The 22,479-nt window shown below is 63.0% G+C and carries 21 protein-coding genes and 1 tRNA gene; 7 read left to right on the forward strand and 15 right to left on the reverse strand.

All coding sequences use genetic code 11. The features are described 5' to 3' along the window. Positions 1–149: 149 nt before the first annotated feature. Positions 150–226, reverse strand: a tRNA-Pro gene (locus AC4P1R_RS04115). 166 nt (positions 227–392) lie between these two features. Between AC4P1R_RS04115 and AC4P1R_RS04120 the strand changes: the two genes are divergently transcribed. Next, positions 393–605, forward strand: coding sequence for a hypothetical protein (locus AC4P1R_RS04120; RefSeq protein WP_069460673.1), 213 nt, complete (start codon positions 393–395; stop codon positions 603–605). A 116-nt stretch (positions 606–721) separates the two neighbouring features. Here the strand turns inward: AC4P1R_RS04120 and AC4P1R_RS04125 are convergent, their stop codons facing one another. The 5 genes from AC4P1R_RS04125 to AC4P1R_RS04145 form a co-directional block, all read right to left on the reverse strand. Continuing rightward, positions 722–1,888, reverse strand: a complete 1,167-nt coding sequence (locus tag AC4P1R_RS04125; protein WP_069460674.1) for a glycosyltransferase — start codon at positions 1,886–1,888, stop codon at positions 722–724. A 2-nt stretch (positions 1,889–1,890) separates the two neighbouring features. Continuing rightward, positions 1,891–3,135: an O-antigen ligase family protein gene (locus AC4P1R_RS04130; RefSeq protein WP_069460675.1), complete on the reverse strand. Its 1,245-nt coding sequence runs from the start codon at positions 3,133–3,135 to the stop codon at positions 1,891–1,893. Further along, on the reverse strand, positions 3,132–4,694 hold the full coding sequence (locus AC4P1R_RS04135; protein ID WP_069460676.1) for an undecaprenyl-phosphate glucose phosphotransferase: 1,563 nt from the start codon (positions 4,692–4,694) through the stop codon (positions 3,132–3,134). Before AC4P1R_RS04135 ends, AC4P1R_RS04130 begins: the two co-directional genes overlap by 4 nt. 150 nt (positions 4,695–4,844) lie before the next feature. Further along, entirely contained in the window at positions 4,845–6,017 is a 1,173-nt protein-coding gene (locus tag AC4P1R_RS04140) for a glycosyltransferase family 4 protein (protein ID WP_069460677.1), read from the reverse strand. 5 nt (positions 6,018–6,022) lie between these two features. Continuing rightward, entirely contained in the window at positions 6,023–6,598 is a 576-nt protein-coding gene (locus AC4P1R_RS04145; protein ID WP_069460678.1) for a polysaccharide biosynthesis/export family protein, read from the reverse strand. Between the two features lie 206 nt (positions 6,599–6,804). Between AC4P1R_RS04145 and AC4P1R_RS04150 the strand changes: the two genes are divergently transcribed. After that, positions 6,805–8,949 (forward strand): GumC family protein, encoded by a 2,145-nt coding sequence (locus AC4P1R_RS04150; protein WP_069460679.1) that lies wholly within the window; start codon positions 6,805–6,807, stop codon positions 8,947–8,949. A gap of 30 nt (positions 8,950–8,979) precedes the next feature. Here AC4P1R_RS04150 and AC4P1R_RS04155 read toward each other — a convergent pair whose 3' ends face one another. After that, complete coding sequence (locus AC4P1R_RS04155; protein ID WP_492177452.1) at positions 8,980–10,200, reverse strand: GNAT family N-acetyltransferase; 1,221 nt, start codon at positions 10,198–10,200, stop codon at positions 8,980–8,982. Positions 10,201–10,388: 188 nt separating this feature from the next. Here AC4P1R_RS04155 and AC4P1R_RS04160 point away from each other — a divergent pair, with 188 nt between their 5' ends. Beyond that, a complete protein-coding gene (locus tag AC4P1R_RS04160; protein ID WP_069460681.1) occupies positions 10,389–11,039 on the forward strand; it encodes a CatB-related O-acetyltransferase in 651 nt (216 codons plus the stop codon). A gap of 1 nt (position 11,040) precedes the next feature. Here the strand turns inward: AC4P1R_RS04160 and AC4P1R_RS04165 are convergent, their stop codons facing one another. Then, a complete protein-coding gene (locus AC4P1R_RS04165) occupies positions 11,041–11,781 on the reverse strand; it encodes a metallophosphoesterase family protein (RefSeq protein ID WP_069460682.1) in 741 nt (246 codons plus the stop codon). 13 nt (positions 11,782–11,794) lie between these two features. Continuing rightward, positions 11,795–12,004: a DUF2842 domain-containing protein gene (locus tag AC4P1R_RS04170; protein WP_069460683.1), complete on the reverse strand. Its 210-nt coding sequence runs from the start codon at positions 12,002–12,004 to the stop codon at positions 11,795–11,797. Positions 12,005–12,212: 208 nt separating this feature from the next. Between AC4P1R_RS04170 and AC4P1R_RS04175 the strand changes: the two genes are divergently transcribed. Continuing rightward, entirely contained in the window at positions 12,213–13,316 is a 1,104-nt protein-coding gene (locus AC4P1R_RS04175; RefSeq protein WP_069460684.1) for a COX15/CtaA family protein, read from the forward strand. A 21-nt stretch (positions 13,317–13,337) separates the two neighbouring features. Here the strand turns inward: AC4P1R_RS04175 and AC4P1R_RS04180 are convergent, their stop codons facing one another. After that, positions 13,338–13,943, reverse strand: a complete 606-nt coding sequence (locus AC4P1R_RS04180; protein ID WP_069460685.1) for a response regulator transcription factor — start codon at positions 13,941–13,943, stop codon at positions 13,338–13,340. Next, a complete protein-coding gene (locus AC4P1R_RS04185) occupies positions 13,940–15,937 on the reverse strand; it encodes a two-component system sensor histidine kinase NtrB (RefSeq protein WP_207544041.1) in 1,998 nt (665 codons plus the stop codon). The genes AC4P1R_RS04180 and AC4P1R_RS04185 overlap by 4 nt, the downstream gene beginning before the upstream one ends. Positions 15,938–16,114: 177 nt before the next feature. On the opposite strand from AC4P1R_RS04185, the gene AC4P1R_RS04190 reads away from it, so the two are divergent. From AC4P1R_RS04190 to AC4P1R_RS04200, 3 genes are all read left to right on the forward strand, one after another. Next, entirely contained in the window at positions 16,115–17,122 is a 1,008-nt protein-coding gene (locus AC4P1R_RS04190) for a TRAP transporter substrate-binding protein (RefSeq protein ID WP_069460686.1), read from the forward strand. A gap of 62 nt (positions 17,123–17,184) precedes the next feature. Beyond that, positions 17,185–17,817, forward strand: a complete 633-nt coding sequence (locus tag AC4P1R_RS04195; RefSeq protein WP_069460687.1) for a TRAP transporter small permease — start codon at positions 17,185–17,187, stop codon at positions 17,815–17,817. Further along, complete coding sequence (locus AC4P1R_RS04200; RefSeq protein ID WP_069460688.1) at positions 17,814–19,139, forward strand: TRAP transporter large permease; 1,326 nt, start codon at positions 17,814–17,816, stop codon at positions 19,137–19,139. The genes AC4P1R_RS04195 and AC4P1R_RS04200 overlap by 4 nt, the downstream gene beginning before the upstream one ends. Positions 19,140–19,243: 104 nt before the next feature. Here the strand turns inward: AC4P1R_RS04200 and argC are convergent, their stop codons facing one another. From argC to rplM, 4 genes are all read right to left on the reverse strand, one after another. After that, the gene (gene argC / locus AC4P1R_RS04205; RefSeq protein WP_069460689.1) at positions 19,244–20,176 is read right to left on the reverse strand and encodes an N-acetyl-gamma-glutamyl-phosphate reductase; all 933 of its coding nucleotides are present in this window, start codon (positions 20,174–20,176) and stop codon (positions 19,244–19,246) included. An 82-nt stretch (positions 20,177–20,258) separates the two neighbouring features. Next, positions 20,259–21,215 (reverse strand): agmatinase, encoded by a 957-nt coding sequence (gene speB, locus AC4P1R_RS04210; RefSeq protein WP_069460690.1) that lies wholly within the window; start codon positions 21,213–21,215, stop codon positions 20,259–20,261. Positions 21,216–21,422: 207 nt separating this feature from the next. Continuing rightward, positions 21,423–21,890, reverse strand: a complete 468-nt coding sequence (gene rpsI / locus AC4P1R_RS04215; RefSeq protein ID WP_012707595.1) for a 30S ribosomal protein S9 — start codon at positions 21,888–21,890, stop codon at positions 21,423–21,425. A gap of 2 nt (positions 21,891–21,892) precedes the next feature. Then, positions 21,893–22,357, reverse strand: coding sequence for a 50S ribosomal protein L13 (gene rplM / locus AC4P1R_RS04220; protein ID WP_492177453.1), 465 nt, complete (start codon positions 22,355–22,357; stop codon positions 21,893–21,895). Between the last annotated feature and the right edge of the window lie 122 nt (positions 22,358–22,479).

Genomic DNA, 22,479 nt, shown 5'->3' on the forward strand with positions numbered 1-22,479 from the left:
TCATGGCCGGCCAGAGGCTTGGCATCAAGGAAATATCGACTTCGAGCAGAGGACTTTGCAACCATCGACAACCCGTTCGGCACGAGGTTGTCACCCATGTCTTAGGTGCAAACTGTTACCTATGTCTCCGGGCTGTACAAGGGCTTAAATGGTCGGAGCGGCGGGATTCGAACCCACGACCCCTTGACCCCCAGTCAAGTGCGCTACCGGGCTGCGCTACGCTCCGACCCGCTTTGTTACAAGCCCGCTCTCATTAGTCGGAACGCTCAGTCGGCGCAAGGGAAAAATGGAGATCCTTGTCCCGATCTGCCACCGTTGAAAAAGCGCGTTTTGTGATTTGGATCACGGCCCTGCCGCGGATACACTACGCCGGCAACAACAGGAGAAGCCCGATGAAGAGCATCCTCGTATTTGCGGCCGCCTTCGTCCTGTCGACGACGGCGGCGTCCGCCGCATGCCTTGGCCACGACAAGACGGCCTCGACCAGCACGGTGGACAAGGAGATCACGACGGCGAGCGTGACCAAAGCCGAACAGTCCACCCCGAGCGATGACCTCCTCCTGCAGCGGAAGCTGCAGCAAGACGAAATGGCCGCTGAAGAATAGACGGCAGCGTTCATCAGAGGGCCTCGCAGCGCGCCCGCCGCGCTGTGAGGTCCTGTCGTTTCAACAAACACGCAATCCGCTCCGCGTGCCGCCGCACCGCGCCACTTCGGACGGCGTCAGCGCCGCCGTCGTGCCGCCAGACGCAGATAGATTTCCTCCGTCCGGTCGAGCATTTGCTCAAGCGTGAAGCGGTTCCTGCGGGCTTCTGCCGCGTCGGCGAGCTCTGCATATCTCTCCGGATCGGCGGCGGCGATCATCGCCTTGGCGAGTTGCGAGACGTCGTCGCTATTGCCGACGATGAAGCCGTTTTCACCGTGGTCGACAGCGGTGCGCGCGCCGCCGACGTTCGAAATGATGATCGGCCGGGCCGCGGCGACGGCCTCGAGCATCACATAGGACATCGCCTCGTAGCGGCTCGGCATGACGATGAGGTCGAAGGCGCAGACGGCTTGCGGACCTGTAAATGCCGAGGTGAGGTGGATGCGGTCCTTCAATCCACTTTCGTCGATGCATTGCCGGAGTTCTTCTTCCGCATCGCCGGAGCCGATCATTACCAGGTGGCTGTTGCCGACCGACCGGGCGGCGCGCTGAAAGGCTTCGAGCAGGCGCTCCGGCGCCTTCTGGGCTGCCAGCCGGCCGATGAAGCCGTAAACGAACGCATCGGCTGGAATGCCGAGGCTCGCGCGCACGGTCTTGGCCAGGCCGGGGGAGGGGGCGAGAACGCCGTTGACGATGATCGAAATCCGCGCTTCCGGAAGGCCGAGAGTGAGGGCATGGGCGCGTTCATCGTCGGAAACCGTTATCAGGTGATCGGTGAAGAACCAGGCGAGCGCCGCTTCGATTGCGCCATAGATGAACCTGCCGCCGCGACCCAGCGTCGGGTCCATGGTGCGGAATGCGTGCGGCGTGTAGACCCGCGGCACGTGCCGGCCCGGAAGCCTCAGCCGCGTCAGGGCTCCCGCTTTGGAACTGTGGCCGTGAATGACATCGAATGGTCCGGCCTCGCGAATGATCCGCTGTATGGCGCGAAAGGCGGGCAGGTCGGAGGGCCCGGGCGCACGATGCATATCGACCGCGTGCATGGCGGGAAGACCGATCTCCTTCAATTCGCGCAGGAAATCGTCTTCGGCGCGCCGGGGCGAATAGACGGCCTCGACATGGTGGCCGCGCGCATGCATGCCGCGGCAGAGATCGAGGAAGTGCCTTCCGGATCCGCCGCCACTCGGCTCGAGGACTTCAAGGAGCCGCAATGGCTTGGCTGCCGGTCTGACGGTCAGAGACATGCTCATGCAAGCCTATGGGCGCGCGCTTGCCGCCGGCTGCGATATTCGAGGGCGGCGCATCCCCAGATGACGCCGAGCAGCATGTAGAAATGGCGCCAGTGATCGGTGTCGATGACGTTGCCGATGCCGACATGGCCGATCAGCGTGATCCAGCTGATCATCAGGTGGGGCTGCCAAGGCCGGTCGAGCAGCAGGAAACGGAACCCGAGCGAAAGCGTCCAGAGAATCAGCGTCACGTAAGCCGCAAAGCCCAGCCAGCCATAGGATGTCAGGCACTTCAGCCAGATATTGTGCTCGTCTTCCGGAAAGATCGTGCTGAATACCATGGGGCCGATGCCGAGCGGCTTTTCCATGGACATGAGAAAGCCGATACGGTGGCGCTCGAAGCGGCCGAGATGTCCGCCGTCATAGTCCTGCACGAGCTGGGTACGGTTTGAGAAGAGTGACGAAACCTGCTCCGACTGCAGCGCGACCGCCAGGGCCGCCGCAATGAAGAGGATGCCGCAGAGCGCCAGCACGAGAATTCTGAGGCGGAAGAGGCCGCTTCGCTCCTTTAGAAGCATGATGAAAACGAGGGCGAGGACGCCGAAGAGATTGAGTGCCCAGGCCGCCCGCGAAAAGGAGAGGAAAACGCCGAGCGTCAGCACGACGAGCCCGGCAACCTTCAGCGGCGCGCGGCGGATCGGTTGCGTAAGGAGCCCGTGGAGCAGGTAGAGCACCGGCGCGGCGAGATAGGGCCCGAAGACGTTCGGATCCTGAAATGCGCCCTTTGCCCGATCGTAGAGCGTGAAGCTGCTCGCCCCGGGAATTGCATCGAAATAGCCGAGAATGCCGAGGAGGGCGGTGACGACCGCCGCCGCCGCCCATGCATCGAAGATCAACCGCAAACGCCGGTGGCGTTCCTCGATGATGGCGGCGAAGAAGACGGCCGAAAGCGCGAGAAAGCCGGAGACGGCCATATAGATCGGCCCGTCCGAGAGGTCGGCCATCACCGTTAACGATAGAACGCCGCCGACCATGAAGAGGATGAGTAAGGCGAGCAGGGGGGCAGTGGCGCGCGAAATCCTCAGGCCAAACAGGGCCCAGAGGCCGATCAGGCCGGTCAGGAACACTTCATAGGGTGCCGGCTCTGCGAGGACGAAGCCAGAGCCGAATACGGCCAGTGCCACCAGGCCGGAGCCGAGGATCGAAATCGCCGCAAGCTGCGGCCGGAGCACGGCGGGACGGAGAATGCTGGCGGTACTCAATACGCGTTTTCCGTGTTGAGCAGGCGCATCGGCGTCAGAAATAGGATCTTCAGGTCGAGGAAGAGCGACCAGTTCTCGATGTAATAGAGGTCGAAGGCCGTGCGAAAGCGGATCTTCTCGTCATTGTCGACTTCGCCGCGCCAGCCGTTGATCTGCGCCCAACCGGTCACGCCGGGTTTGACGCGATGGCGGGCAAAATAGCCTTCGACGACATCCGAATAGATGCGGTCCTGCGTCTGCGCGTGAACTGCATGCGGGCGCGGGCCGACCAGCGAGAGCTCGCCTTTCAGCACGTTGAAGATCTGCGGCAGCTCGTCGATCGAGGATTTGCGCAGAAAGCGGCCCACCGGCGTCACGCGCGGATCGCCCTTGGTGACGGCGTTGCGCGCGGTCGGATCGCTCAGATGCGTGTACATCGAGCGGAACTTATAGACTTCGATGATCTCGTTGTTGAAGCCGTGTCGCTTCTGCTTGAAGATGATCGGGCCCGGCGAGGTGAGCTTCACGGCGACGGCCGCCCCGAGCATTACCGGCCAGAGCATCGCGAGCGCGACCAGGCTGAAGAAGACATCGAAGCATCGCTTGGCGACGGAATCCCAATCGGCGATCGGCTTGTCGAAGATGTCGAGCATCGGCACCTTTCCGACATGGGAATAGCTGCGGGGGCGGAAGCGCAGATTGTTGGCATGGGCGGCAAGGCGTATGTCGACCGGCAGCACCCAAAGTTTCCTCAGCAGCGTGAGGATGCGGTCTTCCGCCGTCAGCGGCAGCGAGAAGATCAGCATGTCGATGCGGGCCATCCGTGCGAACTCGACGAGTTCGTCGACGGTGCCAAGCTTCGGATAGCCGGCGATGACATTCGGCGAGCGGCGCTCGTCCCGGTCGTCGAAAATGCCGCAAATTCGGATGTCGTTATCGGGCTGATGCTCGATCGTGCGGATCAGTTCCTTTGCCGGTGCACCGCCGCCGATGATGACGGCGCGGCGTTCCATCGTGCCGTTACGAGACCAATGCTTGACCGAATAGGCGATGAAGGCGCGTTCGGCGACGAGGAACAGCACGCCTGCGGCGAACCAGCCGCCGACCCAGACACGGGAATAGAGATGGCCCGATTTCAGGAAGAACAGAGTCAATGCGATTACGCCGAAGGCGCCGGTCCAGGCGCCAAGGATGCGGGGCATCATCCGCAGCCATGCCCTGAGGGCAGGCACCTGATAGGCATCGGCGAGTTGCATGGTGATGACCGCAAAGGCCGAGCCGCCGGTCAGAATAGCAATATACACCGGCAGGTCTGCAAGCGATGGGCCGACATATTGCGTATTGATCGCATAGCCAATGGCGAAGAGGGCGCAAAAGTCCAGGAGCCGAATCAGGCCAATCATCATGGCGGGCGAATAGGTGTCGGCGCGAAACTGAAGCGCTATCCGACGGGCCAGCGGATTGAGCCCGGCTGGAGCCTTTTCCGCCTGTGTCGCTTCGCGGTCGATCGTGGCGATCGTTGACACCTTTTTGCGAAGCGCTTCTGCGTCGAAGCTTTCGGTCCCGTCAAACTGATTCATAGTCTCTATCCGGCGCTTACTCCTGCTGCATGTCTCCTTAAATCGATCTCGATCTTGGGATGAAGACACGCAGCACTTCCAGGTGCTGCAGCGATCTTTATGGATGCGCGGCGCTGGGTTTCGGGATAGCAGAAAGCCACTAAGAAACGCTTACGTCGTGCGAAGCCGCGCGTCTGCGTAGAGGGCTTCTTCCGTAAGCTCGCGATAGAGCTGCATAATGCGGTGGGCCATGGTCGAGGCCGAGAAGCGCATCCTGATCCGCTCGGAGTCCGGCATCGTCCGGTCGGCCCAACCCTCGTCGTCGGCAATTTCGGCCATAAGCTGGCCGAGTGCATGCGCGTCGCCCGGCTCGACAAGCGCCGGACTGTCGGCGCCCAGAACCTCCGGAATTCCCCCGACGCGAGTCGCGACCACCGGCCGTCGCGCCGCAAGGGCCTCGAGAAGAAGATAGGGCATAGCCTCCGCGCGCGAGGGAATGACGACGGTCCGGGCGAGCGACAACGCCGTGCGGGTTGCCATTGCGGGAAGCAGCCTGAGGCGATCCCCAAGCCCCATGCGCGATGCCATTTCCTCATATTGCCGCTGCTGCGGACCATCGCCGATCATCAGCGCCGAGAGGCGCCGTCCCGTCAGGCGTTCGGCCCGTTCAAAGGCCGCTATAAACAGATCGGGACCCTTGAGGTCCCGCATCATGCCGATAAAGACGAAGTCGGCCATGTCCGGCCTCGTCTCGACCGGCACGAATTCAGCGTCGTCGACGCCGTTGTGGACAAGTTCGCTGCGGCCCTGCGGGCGGCCAATCTTCGCGAAATAAGTCTGGCGTTCGAAGTCGCAGACGAAGACCAAGGCGTCAGTCAGGCGCTCCTGCAAGCGCTCCAGCCGGAAGATCGCGGCACCCGTCAGCGACTTCCGGGGGTAGTGCAGGGTGCCGCCATGCGGCGAATAGAGGCGGGCTACGCGATACTTGTTGACCCGCAGGGCTGAACCGATGATGCGTGCGAGCGCGCCACCCTTGGCGCCGTGCCCGTGCAGCACATCCGGTTGCAAACGTCTGATTTCCTTGTAACTGCGCCATAGGAGCCGGACATCCGAGAGTCCCACGGCGCGATCTATCGGTGTGCGGATGATGCCGAGAGCCAGATGCGGACGCACCGCCTCGAAGAGAGCGTCCTCATGGGCACCGCCGGTGGTGCTGTCGCAGAAGATTCCGACTTCATGGCCGGCGCGCGCATGGGCTTCCGCGAGATCGCGCACGTGGCGGAAAATCCCGCCGATCGGCGACCTGAAACAATGGATGATGCGCAGGGGGCGTTCGCTCCGCATCGGTTTCAGAACAGCCGTTCGCGAACATAGATCGTGTCGCCCGCCAGCACCGGATCGGTGATCGGCACCCGGCCAGTGATGATGCGGCCGTTGATCTTGCGGGTGATATCGGCACTCCCCTGGTTGGCGCGCGGCGTGAAGCCGCCGGCAACCGCGATTGCGTTCTGCACCGTCATGCCCGGCACATAGGCATATTGGCCGGCCTGGCCCACCTCGCCCATGATAAAGACGGAACGGTACCGGTCGACCTCGATCGTCACGTCCGGATCGCGTAGGTATCCCTGACGCAACTTGGCGGCGATCATGCCCTCGAGCTCCGGCAGCGTATGGCCGCGCGTGGGCACCGCGCCGATCAGCGGGAAGGCGACGTAGCCGGCCTGATCGACCGTATAGGTGCCGCTGAGTGCCGCCTGCTCGAAGACATTGATGCGCAGCCGGTCGCCGCTGTCCAGCCGGTAGGGCTGGATGGTCGCCTCGCTGAAGGCTTTGGGTGCCGGCTGATAGCTCGTGCATGCGCTTGCGAGCACCGACAAGAGTGCCACGGCGAAAGCGCGCGCTGTCTTTTTACCTGCGGTCGACATGCGGGTTTGAGCTCCAGGGAAATCACCTCTCTGGCGCCGTTATCGATCCGTTAGGGTTAATAGCCGGTAAACTCGTGACGGAAATCGCCTGTCCTGGCAGCGCCGAGCCGCAGGGGGTACACTGCCTGGTTGCGCGCGGCATTAACCGTTGCGTTACCATGTCCCTTTACCTTCGCGGCGGAATGAAAAACTCGTGGAGTTGGGACATGTCGGGCATCGGCGGCGGACATGAGGATGTGGATATCGACCTCGGCGGCCTGTTCCGCGCCGTGTGGCAGCGTCGCTCCCGTGTTGTCCTAGCAACCTTAGGCGCGGCGGCCGTCGCCTTTGCCGCCGCGAAGATGATCGCTCCCCAATATGAAAGCGAAACGCGCGTCCTGATCGAGTCGCGCGAACCCGAGTTCAGCGGTGCGGGGCAGCTCCCCCAGAGTGGTTCGGACAGGATCTTCGACGAGTCCGGCATTGCGAGCCAGGTTCAGGTCCTTCGCTCCGCCGACCTGATCAAGCAGGTCGCACGCAACATGAAGCTGCACGAGTTGGAAGAGTTCGATCCCTCAGCGCACCCGTCGGCACTTTCCGATCTGCTGGTCATGCTCCGGATGAAGAAAAATCCCCTCGAGTTACCGCCCGAAGAGCGGATTCTAAGGGAGTTCAATTCCAAGCTGCAGGTCTATCAGGTGGAAAAATCCCGTGTGATCGCGATCGCCTTCACGTCGAAGGACCCGAAGCTCGCCGCAGCCATTCCGAACGAGATGGCGAAGGTCTACCTGTCGCTGCAGAGCGGTGCGAAACTCGATTCCAATTCGGAGGCGAGCCGCTGGCTGGAGCCGGAAATCGCCAATCTGCGCGAAAAAGTGCGCGAGGCGGAGGCGAAGGTTGCCGCCTATCGTGCCGAGTCCGGCCTGCTGCCGACCAGTGAGACGGAGAATTTTGCAACGCGCCAGCTGAGCGATATTTCCGCCGAGCTTGCGCGTGTACGCGGCGAGAGAGCCAACGCCGCCGCCCGCGCGGAAGGGGTGCGCGCGGCGCTCGCCGACGGCCGCGCTGTCGACACGCTTGCCGATATCGTCGGGTCGCCGATGATCCAGCGGCTGAAGGAAAGCAAGGCCGCCCTTGAGGCGCAGATCGCAGACGTCTCCACATCGCTGCTTGATGGCCACCCGCGGCTCAAGGGGCTGAGGTCGCAGCTCGAAGGCATCGAAGCGCAGATTCGTTCTGAAACGCGCAAGATCCTCGCCAGCCTCGATAACGAAGCGAAGGTCGGGCAATTGCGCGAACAGCAATTGGTGCAGCAGCTGAATTCGCTGAAAGCCCAATCGGCTCAGGCCGGCGAGGAGGAAGTGGGCCTGCGCGCCCTGGAGCGCGAGGCCGCCGCGCAGCGGCAGCTGCTCGAGACCTATCTGGTTCGCTACCGCGAAGCGACCTCGCGCAGCGTCGCCAATGCGACCCCCGCCGATGCGCGGGTGATCTCGAACGCCGTCATTCCCGCCCTCGCGAGTTTCCCAAAGGTCATTCCGATCACCATTGTTGCGGCTTTTGCGAGTTTTCTGGTGAGCTGTGTCGTGATTATGCTCGCCGAGCTCTTCAGCGGCCGGGCCCTAAGGCCGACGTCGGTCGCCACCCCGACGGTTGCAGAGCCTGCACCGGTAAGCGCGGCACCCGAAAGCGCAAGCAACGTCCCCTACGAGGCATCCGTTGCCGCGGTTGAGCCGCAGTCGGGAAAAGAAAGCGAGGTTCGGGAGCCAAATGCAGCAGAGCAGGATTTCTCGATCGAATCCGTTGCCGATCATCTTCTCGGCCATGGCGTCAGGGTTGCGGTTTCGGTCTCGCCGGGTGGCGACGAGGGGTCGATGGCCGCGGTGATGCTGGTGCGCCTGCTGGCGGAAGCGGAACAGAAGGTCGTGCTGATCGACTTTTCCGGTTCGGTCTGCCCGACTCGGCTGATGGCGCAATCACCGCATCTGCCCGGCATTACCGACCTGCTTGCGGGCGAGGTCGCCTTCAGCGAGACGATCCATGCGGACCGCTTCTCGGATGCGCATGTCATCCCGCGCGGCGAGGCGGATCCTCGGATGGCCATGCGCGGCATCGAGCGCCTGCAAATGATCGTCGATGCGCTTACCAACGCCTACGACCTGGTGCTCATCGAATGCGGCCAGGCAGATGCGGAGGCTGTCGCCAAGGTGGCTCGCCGCGAGGGCACCGAGATCATTCTCTCCGCTCCCTCCGTCAGCGAAGAGAAGATCGTCGAAGAGCTCACCCGCTTTGGCCAGGCCGGCTATCGCGACATCGTGCTGATGACCGGGGCCGGCCGGCCGGGGCCGGACTTCCCCGACCGCCGGGCGGCGTGAGCGTGCCCGGGCCAGGGCCCGCGGGCAGCTTCAATCCTCTGCGCCTGGGCCCTGTTGCCAGCGGCGACGCTGCCGCTGCAGGAACGCGTAAGCCCTCTCATTGGCCTTGACGGTTCGTTTGGCGCGGGTCATCGCCCGGTACAGGCTGGCTGCCAGAAAACCGCGCGGCGTTAGGGGTACGACGATGTCGCGGAGCGAGGTCTTGATCGTGCACCATGACCGCTTGTAGCGCTGGTCGCCGATGCCGAAATCGAAGAGCTTCACCCCTTCGCCACAAAGACGCTCGATCGTGCGGTAGAACAGCAACTCTCCGGGGCTGCTGTCGGCCGCGACCCCATCGTCGATCGAGCCGAACTGGCAGATGACGTGGTCGCCTTTGCGCAGCAGGCCGGAGATGGCGATGATCTTGCCCTGGTACTCGCCTTTCAGGCCTATCGCATCGAGCTCGAAGAGGCCGCCGGTCTGGCGATCGACCAGGGCGTGGAAGAAGGCGCGCGTCGCCGCATCGCTGAACACGTCCGGCAGGCCCAGCGCGGCGAAGCGCGAGGCCTTCTGCTGGAAGAATGTTTCCAGAAGGGCGTGCGCTTGCGGTGACTGGCGGGCGGTGATGTAGTCGTAGCCACCCATTTCGGCGAGACGCTTTTCAGAGGTGCGCATCTTCTTGCGGCGGCGCTTCGCATTGAGTTGCGTGAGCGTGGCCTCCATGCCGTGAAGGAGAGGCAACTGAAAGGATGCGTTCGGATGGGTGATGCCAGGCAATGCCGAGAAGGGATTGAGTACGCCGCGCCACTTCGCAGGCATTCTTTCGAGCCTCACGACGTCGGCAAATGGACGGAGCTGGCGCATGCCGTCGGTCAGAGCGCGGACCAGTTCGACGCGCGGCACGGGCTCGAGGTCTGCGAACACACCGGTGTTCAGATTGCTGTGTTCGGAACCGATCAGACGGGCTGTGCGAACGAGACCCCGCTCAACGGCGAAGGGCAGAATGAACATGGGCTTCTGGCCGCAGGCGCCGCGGATCACCACGACGCGGTGAGTGTGTGTCCTACTCCAGGCCACGCACCAGTCGAAGCTCTGGTGCAGCGAATTGCGGCTGTTCTCATCCAGCGCTCGCCACTCCGCCTCGAGCTCGTCCAGCTCAAGATGCAGCGAGACCGTGATCCGGACCATATTGGGGGATTCGATCGCCTGGTGTGGCCTGCAGGGCTGGGCGTCGTTCGGCGGGGGGAGGGTGAGATCGAGATTGGCCATGTCTTCAACGTGATCCGCATACGGGGGTGATGCCATTCAAACGCAAAATCCTCCTATGCCGGATTAATCTCGCGGGCGGGCGGGGGCTGATCGCGCAATGCGGTTAGCAAAGGGTGAAATGTGGCTGTTTAAAAAGCATCTCGCCGCGTTACATGGGACTACGATTGCGGGGGAGCGAGAAACCAGTGATGCGATCCAGCCACCTGGCGCCGGACTCCGGTGCCAAATTTCCCATTGCCGAATTTCCGCGCGTCGGATTCCTGAAGAATCTCGTGCGTTCGCCTCTGATCGAGATCGGCGAATACAGCTACTACGACGATCCCGAGGGGCCCGAGTGCTTCGAAGAGAAGTGTGTCCTCTATCACTACGACTTCATCGGCGATCGCCTGGTGATCGGCCGCTTCTGTGCCCTTGCGACCGGCGTGCAATTCATCATGAACGGCGCCAATCACGCGCTGGACGGCTTCTCGACCTTTCCATTCGGCATTTTCCCCGGGTCATGGCGTGAAGCCTCCGATCCTGCGGCCCATACGGCCGGCCATCGCGGCGACACCATCATCGGCAATGACGTGTGGATCGGCATGGAGGCGACGATCATGCCGGGTGTCAGGATTGGAGACGGCGCCATCATCGCGGCCAAATCGGTCGTGGCGAAAGACGTGCCGCCCTATGCCGTCGTGGCGGGAAACCCGGCGCGAATCGTCAGAACGCGCTTTCCGGCCGAAGCCATAGAGCGGCTGCTGGAAATCGCCTGGTGGCACTGGCCGATCGACAAGGTGACGCGCAACATCGCGGCGATCACCGGTGCCGACCTCAAGGCGCTCGAGGGCGCGCGGTAACTCAGTCCAGAAAGCCGGTGGCGAGCACGCTTGCCCAATCCGGGCGGTTGCGATCGGCGGCCAGTCTCGCCATCGCCATGTGATCGTAGGGAATGCAGCGGAAGGTCACGCTCCATCCCTTCGCCGTGTGATCGAGAATGGCATAGCGCGCGTCCGGCGAACCGGTCTCCACCCTGTGGGCAATGGGGTGATCGTCGGTATAGCCGGGGCAACCGACGCTTCCTGGATTGACGAGGAGTCGCCCGTCCCGAAGCCGCACCGCACGCGGTATATGCGTGTGAGCGCAGAGAATCACCGGATAGGCGATGTTTTGCGCGAAATCTTCGATCGCCTCCCGGTTCGACATATGGGCGATGCCGTCGGGGGTCAGGGACTCCATCCAATAGGTCTCGTCGCCCTGCGGCGTGCCATGGCAGAGAAAGAGCGTGTCACGATAGACGAACGTCTCCGGCAGCGTCGCCAGCCATTCCAGATGCCGCGTCTCAAGCTGGTCATGGGCCGCCCGGTCGGAAAGACTCATCTCGCTTGGATCCTGCGTGAGCAGATAGCGGTCATGGTTGCCGCGGATCGCCGCCATGCCCCGGGAGATCAGGATATCGGCCGTCCGGGCTGCGTCGAGAGGGCCGCTCAGATGATCGCCGAGGTTGACGATCTCGCCGATGCCCTGCGCATCGATATCCGCGAGGACCGCCTCCAGCGCGAGATGGTTCCCGTGAATATCGGAAATGACGGCGATCCTCATATGCGCTCCTGTGTCAGCGTCTTGCGGGTTTTTCCATCCACTTGATGATCAGCATGGCTGGAAGGATCCACAGGAGCCCGGTAAAGAAGAAATAGAGGAGATGCGCCCACCACGCTGACGCGCCGAGCAGGAGGGAGGCGAAGGTTACGGCCGCCAGCGCATAGGTGATGACGAGAATGATGATCAGGATTGTGCCGATCAGTTTTCTAAGGCGTACGGGCATTTGACTTCTTTCGGATAGCAGCGCCGGATGCGGGGTCCGCAATATTCCGCGTGCCGCGCACCCACGTCTCGAACTTGGCCGCGACGGCATGCCGCAAAGGCTCTGGACTTGTTTTGCACGGCCGTCTGGTGCAAATCAACGGCTTTCGGACCGGCTATGGCGGCAAGCTGCACGAGGGCCGTGTCCGCCGACGAATGAGGACAGGCTGATGGCCCACGCCGACGCGGCAACAGAACGGACGCTTCTCACCGAGATCGACAGGACCGGGCGCAATCGCCGGCAGATCCGCGGCTGGCTCGCCGTGGTCCTCTTCACGCTCTTTGCGCTGGTGCTTGTCGGCGGCGCGACACGGTTGACTGAATCCGGCCTCTCGATCACCGAGTGGAAGCCGATCCATGGCGCCATTCCGCCTCTGTCGGCGGAGGAGTGGGAAGAGGAATTCCGTCTCTACCAGCGCATTCCCCAATATGAGCAGCTCAACAAGGGCATGTCCGTCGATGAGTTCAAAACGATCTTCTGGTGGGAATGGGCACACCGGCTGCTTGCCCGTTCCATCGGCGCGATCTTCGCCTTGCCGCTCCTCTTCTTCTGGCTGACGGGGCGGATCGAAAGGCGCCTGAAGCTGCCGCTTGTGGGCCTTCTGGCGCTTGGCGGCTTCCAGGGCTTTATCGGCTGGTGGATGGTCTCGTCCGGTCTGGTCGAGAGAACCGAAGTCAGCCAGTACCGGCTTGCCACCCATCTTGTCATTGCCTGCCTGATCTTTGCCGCCTGCATGTGGATCTTCCGCGCCCTTTCTCCGCATTCCGGCGACGCGGCACCGACGAAAAAGGCAAGGACCATGGCGGCTGTCATTGCCGGCATGAGCCTCTTTCAGATCTATCTCGGTGCGCTCGTCGCCGGCCTCGACGCGGGCTTGACCTATAATACCTGGCCGCTGATGGACGGCGCGATCGTGCCGGGAGGGCTGTTCGCGCAGGATCCGGCCTGGATCAATCTCTTCGAGAATCCGAAGACCGGCCAGTTCTTCCACCGTGTGGGAGCCTATCTGCTTTTTGTCCTTGCGCTCGTGCACATGATTTCGTCGCTGCGTGCCGCGCCGGAGACGACGCATGCCCGCCGTTCGGTGGTTCTTTTCGCGCTGGTGACGGTGCAGGCGGCGATCGGCATCACTACGCTTCTCCTGCAGGTGCCGGTCGGCTGGGGTGTGCTGCATCAAGCGGGCGCGCTCGGGGTGCTCGGCTTCGCGATCGCCCACTGGCGCGGCTTTATCGGCGAGTATCCGAGGGAAACGGCGATCGAACGGCGCGATTGATCCGCTACGTCAGCGAGTGGGTTACGGGGGGGCCAGTTCTGCCAGCATTCCCGCAAGCTCGGTCGTGTTGCGGGCGCCCAGTTTCTCGAGGACCCGGCTGCGATGCACCTCCACGGTGCGTATCGAGATGCCGAGCTCATGGGCGATCTGTTTGTTGAGCTTCGCCTGCAGCATCAAGTGCATGACCTCCGTCTCGCGATTCGAGAGCGTCTGGACCCGGCGTTGCAGAGCCTGCTGATGCCCCAGGAGCGCACGTCTGTTCTCGTGCGTGGCGACGGCTTTCAGGACGAGATCGACCAGAAGGTTGTCGTTGAAGGGCTTCTCGACGAAATCGAAAGCCCCCGCCTTCAGCGTTTGCACCGCAACGGGCACGTCCGCGTGACCCGTCAGGAAGATGACCGGCGCCGTCCAGCCTCTGGCGCGCAGCCGATCGAACACCTCCGGACCGGACAGGCCTTCCATGCGCACATCGAGAACAACGCAGGCGCAGTCCTCGTCCGGCAGGGCCTCCAAAAACGCCTCGCCGGACGACCAGCCTTGTGCGGAAAGTCCACGCGATGCGAAGAGGAAGGCGAGCGCGTCGCGGATGCTCTCCTCGTCGTCGACAATATGGATCGTGCTCGTCATGAGTAGCCCACCGCCTTTTCCATTTCGTCTGCCAGCGGAAGGGTAACGGTGAACACCGTTCCCCCTCCGGCGCCGGGCCGATGCGCAAGATGGCCGCGATGCAGTTCCACGATCGACCGGCAGATGTTCAGTCCCATTCCCATTCCCTGCTCCTTCGTGGAGGTGAAAGCGTCGAAAAGCCGTCCCGCCACTTCGGGCGCAATGCCTCCGCCCTGATCCTCCACCTCGATTAGCGCATGGCCGTCCGCGCCTTTCAGGAGACGGAGGACGAGTCGGTCGCCCGTGCGGCGGTCCTCGGCCATGGCCTCCATGCCGTTGCGGATCAGGTTCACGAGAACCTGCTCAAGAAGAATGCGATCGGCCATGACCGTCCCGACATCCGTCAGTTCGGTGACGACCCGGACGCGGTTTTCGCGGGCATCCGCCAGCATGAAGCCGATAGTGTCGGTCACCACATCGCGCAGGCGTAGCCTGCCGAAATGCGGTTCGCGCTTCCTTGCGAAATCCTGGATGCGCCGGATGATCTGCCCGGCACGATTGGCCTGGAGCGAGAGCTTTTCGACGGCCGGCCCCAGAACGGCCGGCTCGGCCTTGCCCTGTTGCAACAAATTGGCAAGTCCCGCGGAATAGCTCGCAATCGCCGAGAGCGGCTGGTTCAGTTCGTGCGCCAGCGTCGAAGCCATCTCTCCCAGCGTGACAAGGCGGCCGGTGCGGGCCATGCTCTCGTCCTGGGCTCGGGCCAGCCGGGCCGCCCGTTTGCTATCGGTGATGTCGATGACGGAGCCCATCCAGCCGCGATGGCTGCCTGCGGCGTCGATGAGCGGGGCCTCATAGACCTGCACGTCGATTTCGGTGCCGTCGGCCCGGCGAAACCGGGTCTCGAACGCTTGGGAAACGGCGCCGCCCTCCGTCAGCGCGCGCTGGCGGGCGAGGGTCTCCTCCAGCCGGTCCGGCGACCAATAGGGCATAGGCGGGGAACGCCCGACGAGTTCGGCGGCCGGCCAACCGACGAGCTTGCAGAAGGCCGTGTTCACGTAGAGCACGCGCCCCTGATGGTCCTTTGCTCTCAGCCCCACCGTGAGACTCTCTTCCATAGACCGGCGAAACGCCATTTCGCCCTCGAGGCGCTGCTCGGCACGCCGCCGGCGTTGTGCACTTCGGTATAGCGTGAGCAAGGCGAGAATGGCGAAAGCCGCCAGACCCGCGATCACGGCGACGAGCAGCGTGTTCACGAAGGCCATCGGCGGATCATAGGACCCTATCCGCAGAACGGTGCCGGGCAGCGGCGGGTCGAAACTGATCGTGTGGGTCGGGTTTTGCGGATCGGGGCTGCGTTTCGCTCGTCTGGCGATCACGCTTCCGCCTGCGTCGGCGAGTTCGACACCATATTGCTCGGCGATCCACCATGGAATGTGTCGCTCGAGCATCAGCGGGACGGAGATCGTCGCCGTGACGATGCCGGTACCGCCCTGCAGCCAGACGCCCATGCTGAAGCGCTGCGACGTGACCTCGCCGAAAACCGGCCGGGCGGAGACCGTGCGTGACTGCACCATGCGCTCGACGAGCCGCCGGTCCGGCGTGCTGTCGAGTCCCGGCACGGCCCTGGTCACGTTCCCTGCCGCATCATGCCATACGATCGAGAGCACTTCCGGGTTGTTGGCGATATGGAGCCGCGCTCGCGCGTCGAGTACCTCGGCCTGCGTGCCGCCGGAGGCATCGAGCGCCAGTCGCGCCAGCATGTCCTCGTCAACCGAAAGCTGGAATCGCAAGGTCTGTTCCACCCACAGCGCGTCGGTGGCAAGCTTCGTTCGCGCCTGCTCGGCCTCGCTGCGGCTGACGATCCAGACCAGCGCAGCCACAAGCGCCACCAGCGCCACGATGGCCGCAAGGGGTACCAGTGACAGAAGATCGGTCCGACCGCCCTGTTCCCTCACGTTCGCCGACCACGGATCCTCCCCTGGCCGCGTCCCGTCCCGCTCTTTCAGTGCGCCCACCTCCCTCGGTCGCAAAGCCCACTTCTTGAATTTTTCCTGGTTGGGCCTGTCGATTGTGGAAACCCACAATAGCCGTCAGGCGCAAAGGCTGGCAAGGAGAGGCATCATGCAAGCAGGAGCATTCCACGGTTTGCGACCAGCGCCTGCACGGGAGGCATGATTAGAGGAGGAGAAAATATGCTGACACGTCGCACTTTCGCCCGCTTGGCCGGGGCTGCTGCCCTTGCGCTCACCGTTGCAATGCCCGCCTGGGCCGAGCCGGTCGTCATCAAATTCAGTCACGTCGTCGCGCCGGATACGCCGAAGGGCAAGGGGGCGGAGAAGTTCAAGGAGCTGGCCGAGAAATATACCGACGGCGCGGTGAAGGTGGAGGTCTACCCGAACAGCCAGCTTTACAAGGACAAGGAGGAGCTGGAGGCGTTGCAACTCGGCGCCGTGCAGATGCTCGCCCCTTCGCTTGCCAAATTCGGGCCGCTCGGCGTGCAGCAGTTCGAGATTTTCGATCTGCCCTTCTTGATGAACGGCTATGACGATCTTCGCAAGATCACCGATGGAGAGATCGGTAAGTCGCTGCTGTCGAAGCTGGAGGACAAGGGCATTACGGGGCTTGCCTATTGGGACAATGGCTTCAAGGTCATGTCAGCTAACTCGCCGCTGCACACGCCCGACGACTTCCTCGGTCTCAAGATGCGCATCCAGTCCTCGAAGATTCTCGAGGCGCAGATGCAGGCGCTCGGCGCCGTTCCGCAGGTGATGGCGTTCTCGGAAGTCTACCAGGCGCTGCAGACGGGTGTCGTCGACGGCACGGAAAACCCGCCATCGAACATGTATACCCAGAAGATGCATGAGGTGCAGAAGCACGCCACGATTTCCAATCACGGCTATCTCGGCTATGCGGTCATCGTCAACAAGGCCTTCTGGGACGGCCTCGATCCGGCGATCCGGGAGAAGCTGTCGCAGGCAATGGCAGAGTCGACGGAATATGCGAACTCCATCGCCAAGCAGGAAAACGAGGCTGCGCTCGCTGCCATGAAGGCAGCCGGGACGACGGAATTCCACGAATTGACCGAGGACGAGCGTGCCGAATGGGTCGAGGCCCTGAAGCCGGTCTATGAAGAGATGTCCGGACGTGTCGGCGCCGATCTGATCGAGCAGGTCCGCACTACTCTCGGCAGCACCAACTGATCACCACTCGGCCTGCGGGGGCGTGGCTGGCGCCGCGTCCCCTTTTTTTTTCGAGGTTCGCCATGACTCTGCGCATCCTCGACCGCCTCGAAGAGATTCTGATTTCCGTGCTCATGGCTGTGGCCGTGGCGCTGATCTTCGTCGCGGTCCTGCACCGTTTTTCCATCGGATTTGCAGCCGACATAGTCGGCTTCGCCCGCACCAACGACATGCCCGCCCTGATGGACTTCGCGCGCTCCTTCTTCAAGACAGTGAACGCGATCAAGCTTACCTGGGCGCAGGAGGCCTGTATCTACCTGTTCGTCTGGATGGCCAAGTTTGGCGCGGCCTACGGCGTGCGCGTTGGTATCCACGTCGGCGTCGATATCCTCGTCGAGCGCCTTACCGGGGCGGCTCGCCGGCTCGTTACCATAGTCGCCATGTCCGGCGGGGTTCTGTTCACCGCAATCATCGCCTGGATCGGCAGCGACTTCGTCTATCATGTCGCAAAGGGCGGTCAGACCTCGCCAGATCTCGAGATCCAGATGTGGATCGTCTATCTCGCGGTTCCGCTTGGGTCGGCACTGATGTGTTTCCGTTTCGTCCAGGCGCTCTGGCTCTACGTGACCACGGGCTTCATTGCGCATCATGACCATGGTGCCGTGGAAGGACTGGAAGAAGAGGCCGAGGATCTTTCCAAGGGAGCTCACGCATGACCGCGCTTCTGATCTTTGCGATTCTTGCGATCCTGCTCGTCACCGGCATGCCCGTCTCCATCGCGCTGGGGTTGACGGTCTTCGCCTTCCTCTTCGGTTTCACCGGCATCCCGATGGACTCGATCGCGTTGAAGCTGTTCACGGGTATCGAGAAATTCGAGATCATGGCGATCCCGTTCTTCATCCTGGCCGGCAATTTCCTTACCCATGGCGGGGTCGCCAAGCGGATGATCCGGTTCGCGACCTCGATGGTGGGGCACTGGTATGGCGGCATGGGACTTGCGTCGGTGCTGGCCTGCGCCCTGTTCGCAGCAATCTCCGGCTCGTCGCCGGCAACGGTGATGGCCGTCGGTTCGATCCTGATCCCCGCCATGGTCCGGCAGGGTTATCCGCCGCAGTTCGGCGTCGGCGCGGTGGCGACGGCCGGCGGTCTCGGTATCCTGATTCCGCCGTCCATCGTGATGGTCATGTATGCCGTCGCCACATCCGGCATGGTGGTGACCGGTCCGAATGGCGAACAGGTCATGTCCGCCTCCATCGGCACCCTGTTCATGGCCGGCGTCGTTCCCGGGCTGATGCTTGCTACGATGCTCGGCGCCACGACCACCTATCGAGCTTGGAAGAACGACTATCCGCGCATGCCGCGGGCGCCGTGGAGCGAGCGCATCAAGGCGTTCCGCGAAAGCGTCTGGGGCCTGATGCTGATCGTGATCATCATGGGTGGCATCTACGGCGGCATCTTCACGCCGACCGAGGCGGCCGCGGTCTCGGCCGTTTACGCCTTCGTCATCGCGGTTTGGGTCTACAAGGACATCACGCTGCGCGAGGTGCCGAAGGTGCTGCTGGCCTCGGCGGCCATGTCGGCGATGCTGCTCTACATCATCACCAATGCCGTCATGTTCGCCTTCATCCTGACCTCGGAACAGATACCGCAGATGCTGTCGTCGTGGATCGTCGATTTCGGCTTCGGCAAGATCGGCTTCCTGCTGATGGTCAACGTGATCCTGCTTATGATCGGCATGGTGATGGAGCCCTCGGCGATCGTTCTGATCATGGCGCCGATACTTTATCCGGTCGCCGTCAAGCTCGGTGTCGACCCGGTTCATTTCGGCATCATGCTGGTGGTCAATATGGAGATCGGGCTTTGCACGCCCCCGGTCGGGCTCAATCTCTATGTCGCCTCTGCGCTATCGAAGCTGGGTCTGACGGAAGTGACGCGAGCAAGCTGGCCATGGCTGCTGACGGCGCTCTGTTTCCTGGCGGCGTTGACCTATGTCCCGGAAATCTCGCTTGCCCTGCCGCGGTTCCTAGGCTTGAACTGAATGCAGGCCGGACACCGAATGGCCGCGACCCGGAACGGGGTCGCGGCCTTGTCGCGTTCGACGCGGCGTGGCAGGTCAGATCGGTCAGGATCTACTGCCGTTGGTCAGGCCGAGAGCATCAGATCCATATTCTGGACGGCCGCCCCCGAAGCGCCCTTGCCGAGGTTGTCGAGCAGGGCGACGAGGTTCACATGCGCGCCGCCGCTGGTGCCGAAGACGAAGAGCTTCATAGTATCTTGGCCGGCGAGCTCGGCGGCATCAATGCGAGCCAGCTGGGCACTTTCTTCGAGCGGCACGACTTCGACGATCGACTGACCGGCATAGTGCTCGACGAGCGCGGCGTGAATGCTTTCGAGCGTCGCGCCGGCCGCAAGCTCGTCGAGATAAAGCGGAACCTGCACGATCATGCCCTGTGGGAAGTTCCCGACGGAGGGCGAGAAGACCGGCGCGCGCTCGAGCAAGCCATGCATCTTCATCTCCGGCACGTGCTTGTGCTTCAGGGGGAGGCTATAGAGGAAGTGCGGTGCGCCGATATGCTCGGGATGCTGCTTGTCCTCCATCTGCGCGATCATCTGCTTGCCGCCGCCCGTATAACCGGAGACGGCATTGACGGTGACGGGATATCCGTCCGGCAGGATGCCCGCCTGGCGCAGCGGCCGGATGGCGCCGATGGCGCCAGTCGGATAGCAGCCGGGATTGGCGACGTGCCGGGCGCCGCGGATCTTCTCGGGCTGCGCCCGGTCCATCTCGGCAAAGCCATAGGCCCAGTCGGGCGCCACGCGATGCGCGGTCGACGTATCGATGATGCGCACGCTGTTGTTGCCGGCGACCATGGCGACCGCCTCCCGCGAGGCATCGTCCGGCAGGCAGAGAATGGCGATATCGGCGCCGTTCAAAAGGTCCTCGCGCATCGCCGCGTTACGACGCTCCGCTTCCGGAATCGACAGGAGTTCGACATCGGAGCGGCCGGCCATGCGCGCGCGGATCTGCAGCCCAGTCGTGCCATGCTCGCCATCGATGAAGATCTTCGGTTTCATGATTTATCCCGCTCCTGCAGACCTTTACGGGGATTTCCGGAATCGGTCTGACATCGAATTGAATCTTTTTGTTAACGCAACGTCAGCCGCGTCGCTCCGCAAGCCATTCGGCGCGCAGGCCCAGCATATACATGGCGATCGTCGACCCAGCAATGGCGGTCATATCCGCATGGTCGTAGGCAGGCGCCACTTCGACGACATCGCTGCCAGCGACATGAAGCGCGCCGAGCTTGCTGAGGACGGAAAGGATCTTCGCGCTGGATGGGCCGCCGGCGACCGGGGTGCCGGTGCCCGGTGCAAAGGCCGGATCGAGGCAGTCGATGTCGAAGGTGAGATAGGCAGCGTGGCTGCCGACGTGGCGGACGATCGTCTCGGCGATTTCCCCCGTACGCATCTCCTCGACCTCATGGCCGTAGACGATGCGGATGCCGCAATCCTCCGGCGCATGCGTGCGGATGCCGATCTGGATCGAGCGCTCCGCGTCGATCAGCCCTTCGCGTGCGGCGCGGCCGACGAAGGAGCCATGATCGATACGACCCCCGGCGTCGGGCCAGGTGTCCTGATGAGCGTCGAAATGGACGAGGGCAAGGGGACCATGGAGCGCCACATGCGCCTTGAGCACGGGATAGGTGACGAAATGGTCACCGCCGAGCGTCAGGAGATAGGCGCCCGACCTCAGGATCTTCCCCGCCTCGCGTTCGATGGTCGCCGGCGTCTCGGCGTGGTTGCCGTAGTCGAGCAGGCAGTCGCCATAGTCGATCGTCGCCATGTCCGCGAAGAGATCGCGCTGGAACGGATATTGCGGATCGTTGTCGAAGATCGCAGACGCCCGGCGGATCGCCTGCGGTCCGAAACGGGCACCGGGGCGGTTCGACGTGGCCGCATCGAAGGGAATACCCCAGACGACGGCGTCGACGCCATTAAGGACCTTGGTGTATTTGCGCCGCATGAAGGAGAGGACGCCCGCATGCGTCGGATCCGTTGCCGCGCCGTAGAGCGAGCGGGCCGTGATGGCGTGATCGATGGTTTTTTCCGGCATGCTCAAGCCTCCGTTCTATCGAGCCATAGGCGCGCTCCGCCCGCGCCACACGCACTTCATAATGGCAGTACCATTTTTCCCGGTCCCGCCGTTGCGCAACAAGATGGTCGACGTGCTTTTTCCACGCGAGACTCCGACAATGGATACCGAAAAGAAAAAGGCGGAGCCGAGCCCCGCCTTTTTCGAATTCGCAATTCCGTGCAGCGGTTAACGCTTGGAGAACTGGAACGAACGGCGTGCCTTTGCACGGCCGTACTTCTTGCGCTCGACCACGCGGCTGTCGCGGGTGAGGAAGCCGCCGCGCTTCAGAACGGAGCGCAGGCCCGGTTCGAAGTAGGTCAGCGCCTTGGCGATGCCGTGACGAACGGCACCGGCCTGACCGGAGAGGCCGCCGCCGGCAACCGTCGCGTCGACGTCGAACTGACCATCACGGGCAGCGGCGACGATCGGCTGCTGCAGGATCATCTGCAGGACCGGACGGGCGAAGTAAGCCGAGAAAGGCTTGCCGTTGACGGTGATCTTGCCGGAGCCGGCCTTGACCCAAACGCGGGCGACGGCGTCCTTGCGCTTGCCGGTCGCGTAGGAACGACCCTGCGCGTCGACCTTCTTCACGTGAACCGGAGCGGCCGGTTCCGCCGTCGTGGCGATTTCCTTGAGAGCGGAAAGGTCAGCCATTATCAGGCGCTCCTTATGTTCTTGCTATTCAGCTTGGCGACGTCGAGGACGGTCGGCTGCTGTGCTTCGTGCGGATGGTTCGCGCCTGCATAGACGCGCAGGTTCTTCATTTGGCGACGGCCGAGCGGGCCGCGCGGAACCATGCGCTCAACCGCCTTCTCGATGACCCGCTCCGGGAAGCGGCCTTCGATGATCTGGCGAGCGGTACGCTCCTTGATGCCACCCGGATAGCCGGTGTGCCAGTAGTACTTCTTGTCGGAGTACTTCTTGCCGGTGAGGGCGACCTTCTCGGCATTGATGACGATGACATTGTCGCCGTCATCGACATGCGGGGTGAAGGTGGCCTTATGCTTGCCGCGCAGTCGGTTTGCGATAATGGTGGCGAGGCGGCCGACAACGAGCCCTTCGGCGTCGATGAGGATCCACTTCTTCTCCACCCCTGCAGGCTTCTGAACGAAGGTTGCCATATCTAAACTCTTTCGTTGGACCCGGAAACGAGCCGGGCGTTTCTTGTTGCTTGCTTTGGCCCCGATGAAGCCAAAAAAGAAGGCGGCCCGAGAGGGACCGCGATCTTCGGCAGCTTATACGG

The organism is Sinorhizobium sp. Y406 (genome assembly GCF_058732025.1).

What these genes read in the sequence shown, in the direction of transcription:
- AC4P1R_RS04120 (WP_069460673.1), top strand. Translation starts at nt 393, where the DNA reads ATGAAGAGCATCCTCGTATTTGCGGCCGCCTTCGTCCTGTCGACGACG.
- AC4P1R_RS04125 (WP_069460674.1), bottom strand. Translation starts at nt 1,888, where the DNA reads ATGTCTCTGACCGTCAGACCGGCAGCCAAGCCATTGCGGCTCCTTGAA.
- AC4P1R_RS04135 (WP_069460676.1), bottom strand. Translation starts at nt 4,694, where the DNA reads ATGAATCAGTTTGACGGGACCGAAAGCTTCGACGCAGAAGCGCTTCGC.
- AC4P1R_RS04140 (WP_069460677.1), bottom strand. Translation starts at nt 6,017, where the DNA reads ATGCGGAGCGAACGCCCCCTGCGCATCATCCATTGTTTCAGGTCGCCG.
- AC4P1R_RS04145 (WP_069460678.1), bottom strand. Translation starts at nt 6,598, where the DNA reads ATGTCGACCGCAGGTAAAAAGACAGCGCGCGCTTTCGCCGTGGCACTC.
- AC4P1R_RS04150 (WP_069460679.1), top strand. Translation starts at nt 6,805, where the DNA reads ATGTCGGGCATCGGCGGCGGACATGAGGATGTGGATATCGACCTCGGC.
- AC4P1R_RS04155 (WP_492177452.1), bottom strand. Translation starts at nt 10,200, where the DNA reads ATGGCCAATCTCGATCTCACCCTCCCCCCGCCGAACGACGCCCAGCCC.
- AC4P1R_RS04160 (WP_069460681.1), top strand. Translation starts at nt 10,389, where the DNA reads ATGCGATCCAGCCACCTGGCGCCGGACTCCGGTGCCAAATTTCCCATT.
- AC4P1R_RS04165 (WP_069460682.1), bottom strand. Translation starts at nt 11,781, where the DNA reads ATGAGGATCGCCGTCATTTCCGATATTCACGGGAACCATCTCGCGCTG.
- AC4P1R_RS04170 (WP_069460683.1), bottom strand. Translation starts at nt 12,004, where the DNA reads ATGCCCGTACGCCTTAGAAAACTGATCGGCACAATCCTGATCATCATT.
- AC4P1R_RS04175 (WP_069460684.1), top strand. Translation starts at nt 12,213, where the DNA reads ATGGCCCACGCCGACGCGGCAACAGAACGGACGCTTCTCACCGAGATC.
- AC4P1R_RS04180 (WP_069460685.1), bottom strand. Translation starts at nt 13,943, where the DNA reads ATGACGAGCACGATCCATATTGTCGACGACGAGGAGAGCATCCGCGAC.
- AC4P1R_RS04190 (WP_069460686.1), top strand. Translation starts at nt 16,115, where the DNA reads ATGCTGACACGTCGCACTTTCGCCCGCTTGGCCGGGGCTGCTGCCCTT.
- AC4P1R_RS04195 (WP_069460687.1), top strand. Translation starts at nt 17,185, where the DNA reads ATGACTCTGCGCATCCTCGACCGCCTCGAAGAGATTCTGATTTCCGTG.
- AC4P1R_RS04200 (WP_069460688.1), top strand. Translation starts at nt 17,814, where the DNA reads ATGACCGCGCTTCTGATCTTTGCGATTCTTGCGATCCTGCTCGTCACC.
- argC (WP_069460689.1), bottom strand. Translation starts at nt 20,176, where the DNA reads ATGAAACCGAAGATCTTCATCGATGGCGAGCATGGCACGACTGGGCTG.
- speB (WP_069460690.1), bottom strand. Translation starts at nt 21,215, where the DNA reads ATGCCGGAAAAAACCATCGATCACGCCATCACGGCCCGCTCGCTCTAC.
- rpsI (WP_012707595.1), bottom strand. Translation starts at nt 21,890, where the DNA reads ATGGCTGACCTTTCCGCTCTCAAGGAAATCGCCACGACGGCGGAACCG.
- rplM (WP_492177453.1), bottom strand. Translation starts at nt 22,357, where the DNA reads ATGGCAACCTTCGTTCAGAAGCCTGCAGGGGTGGAGAAGAAGTGGATC.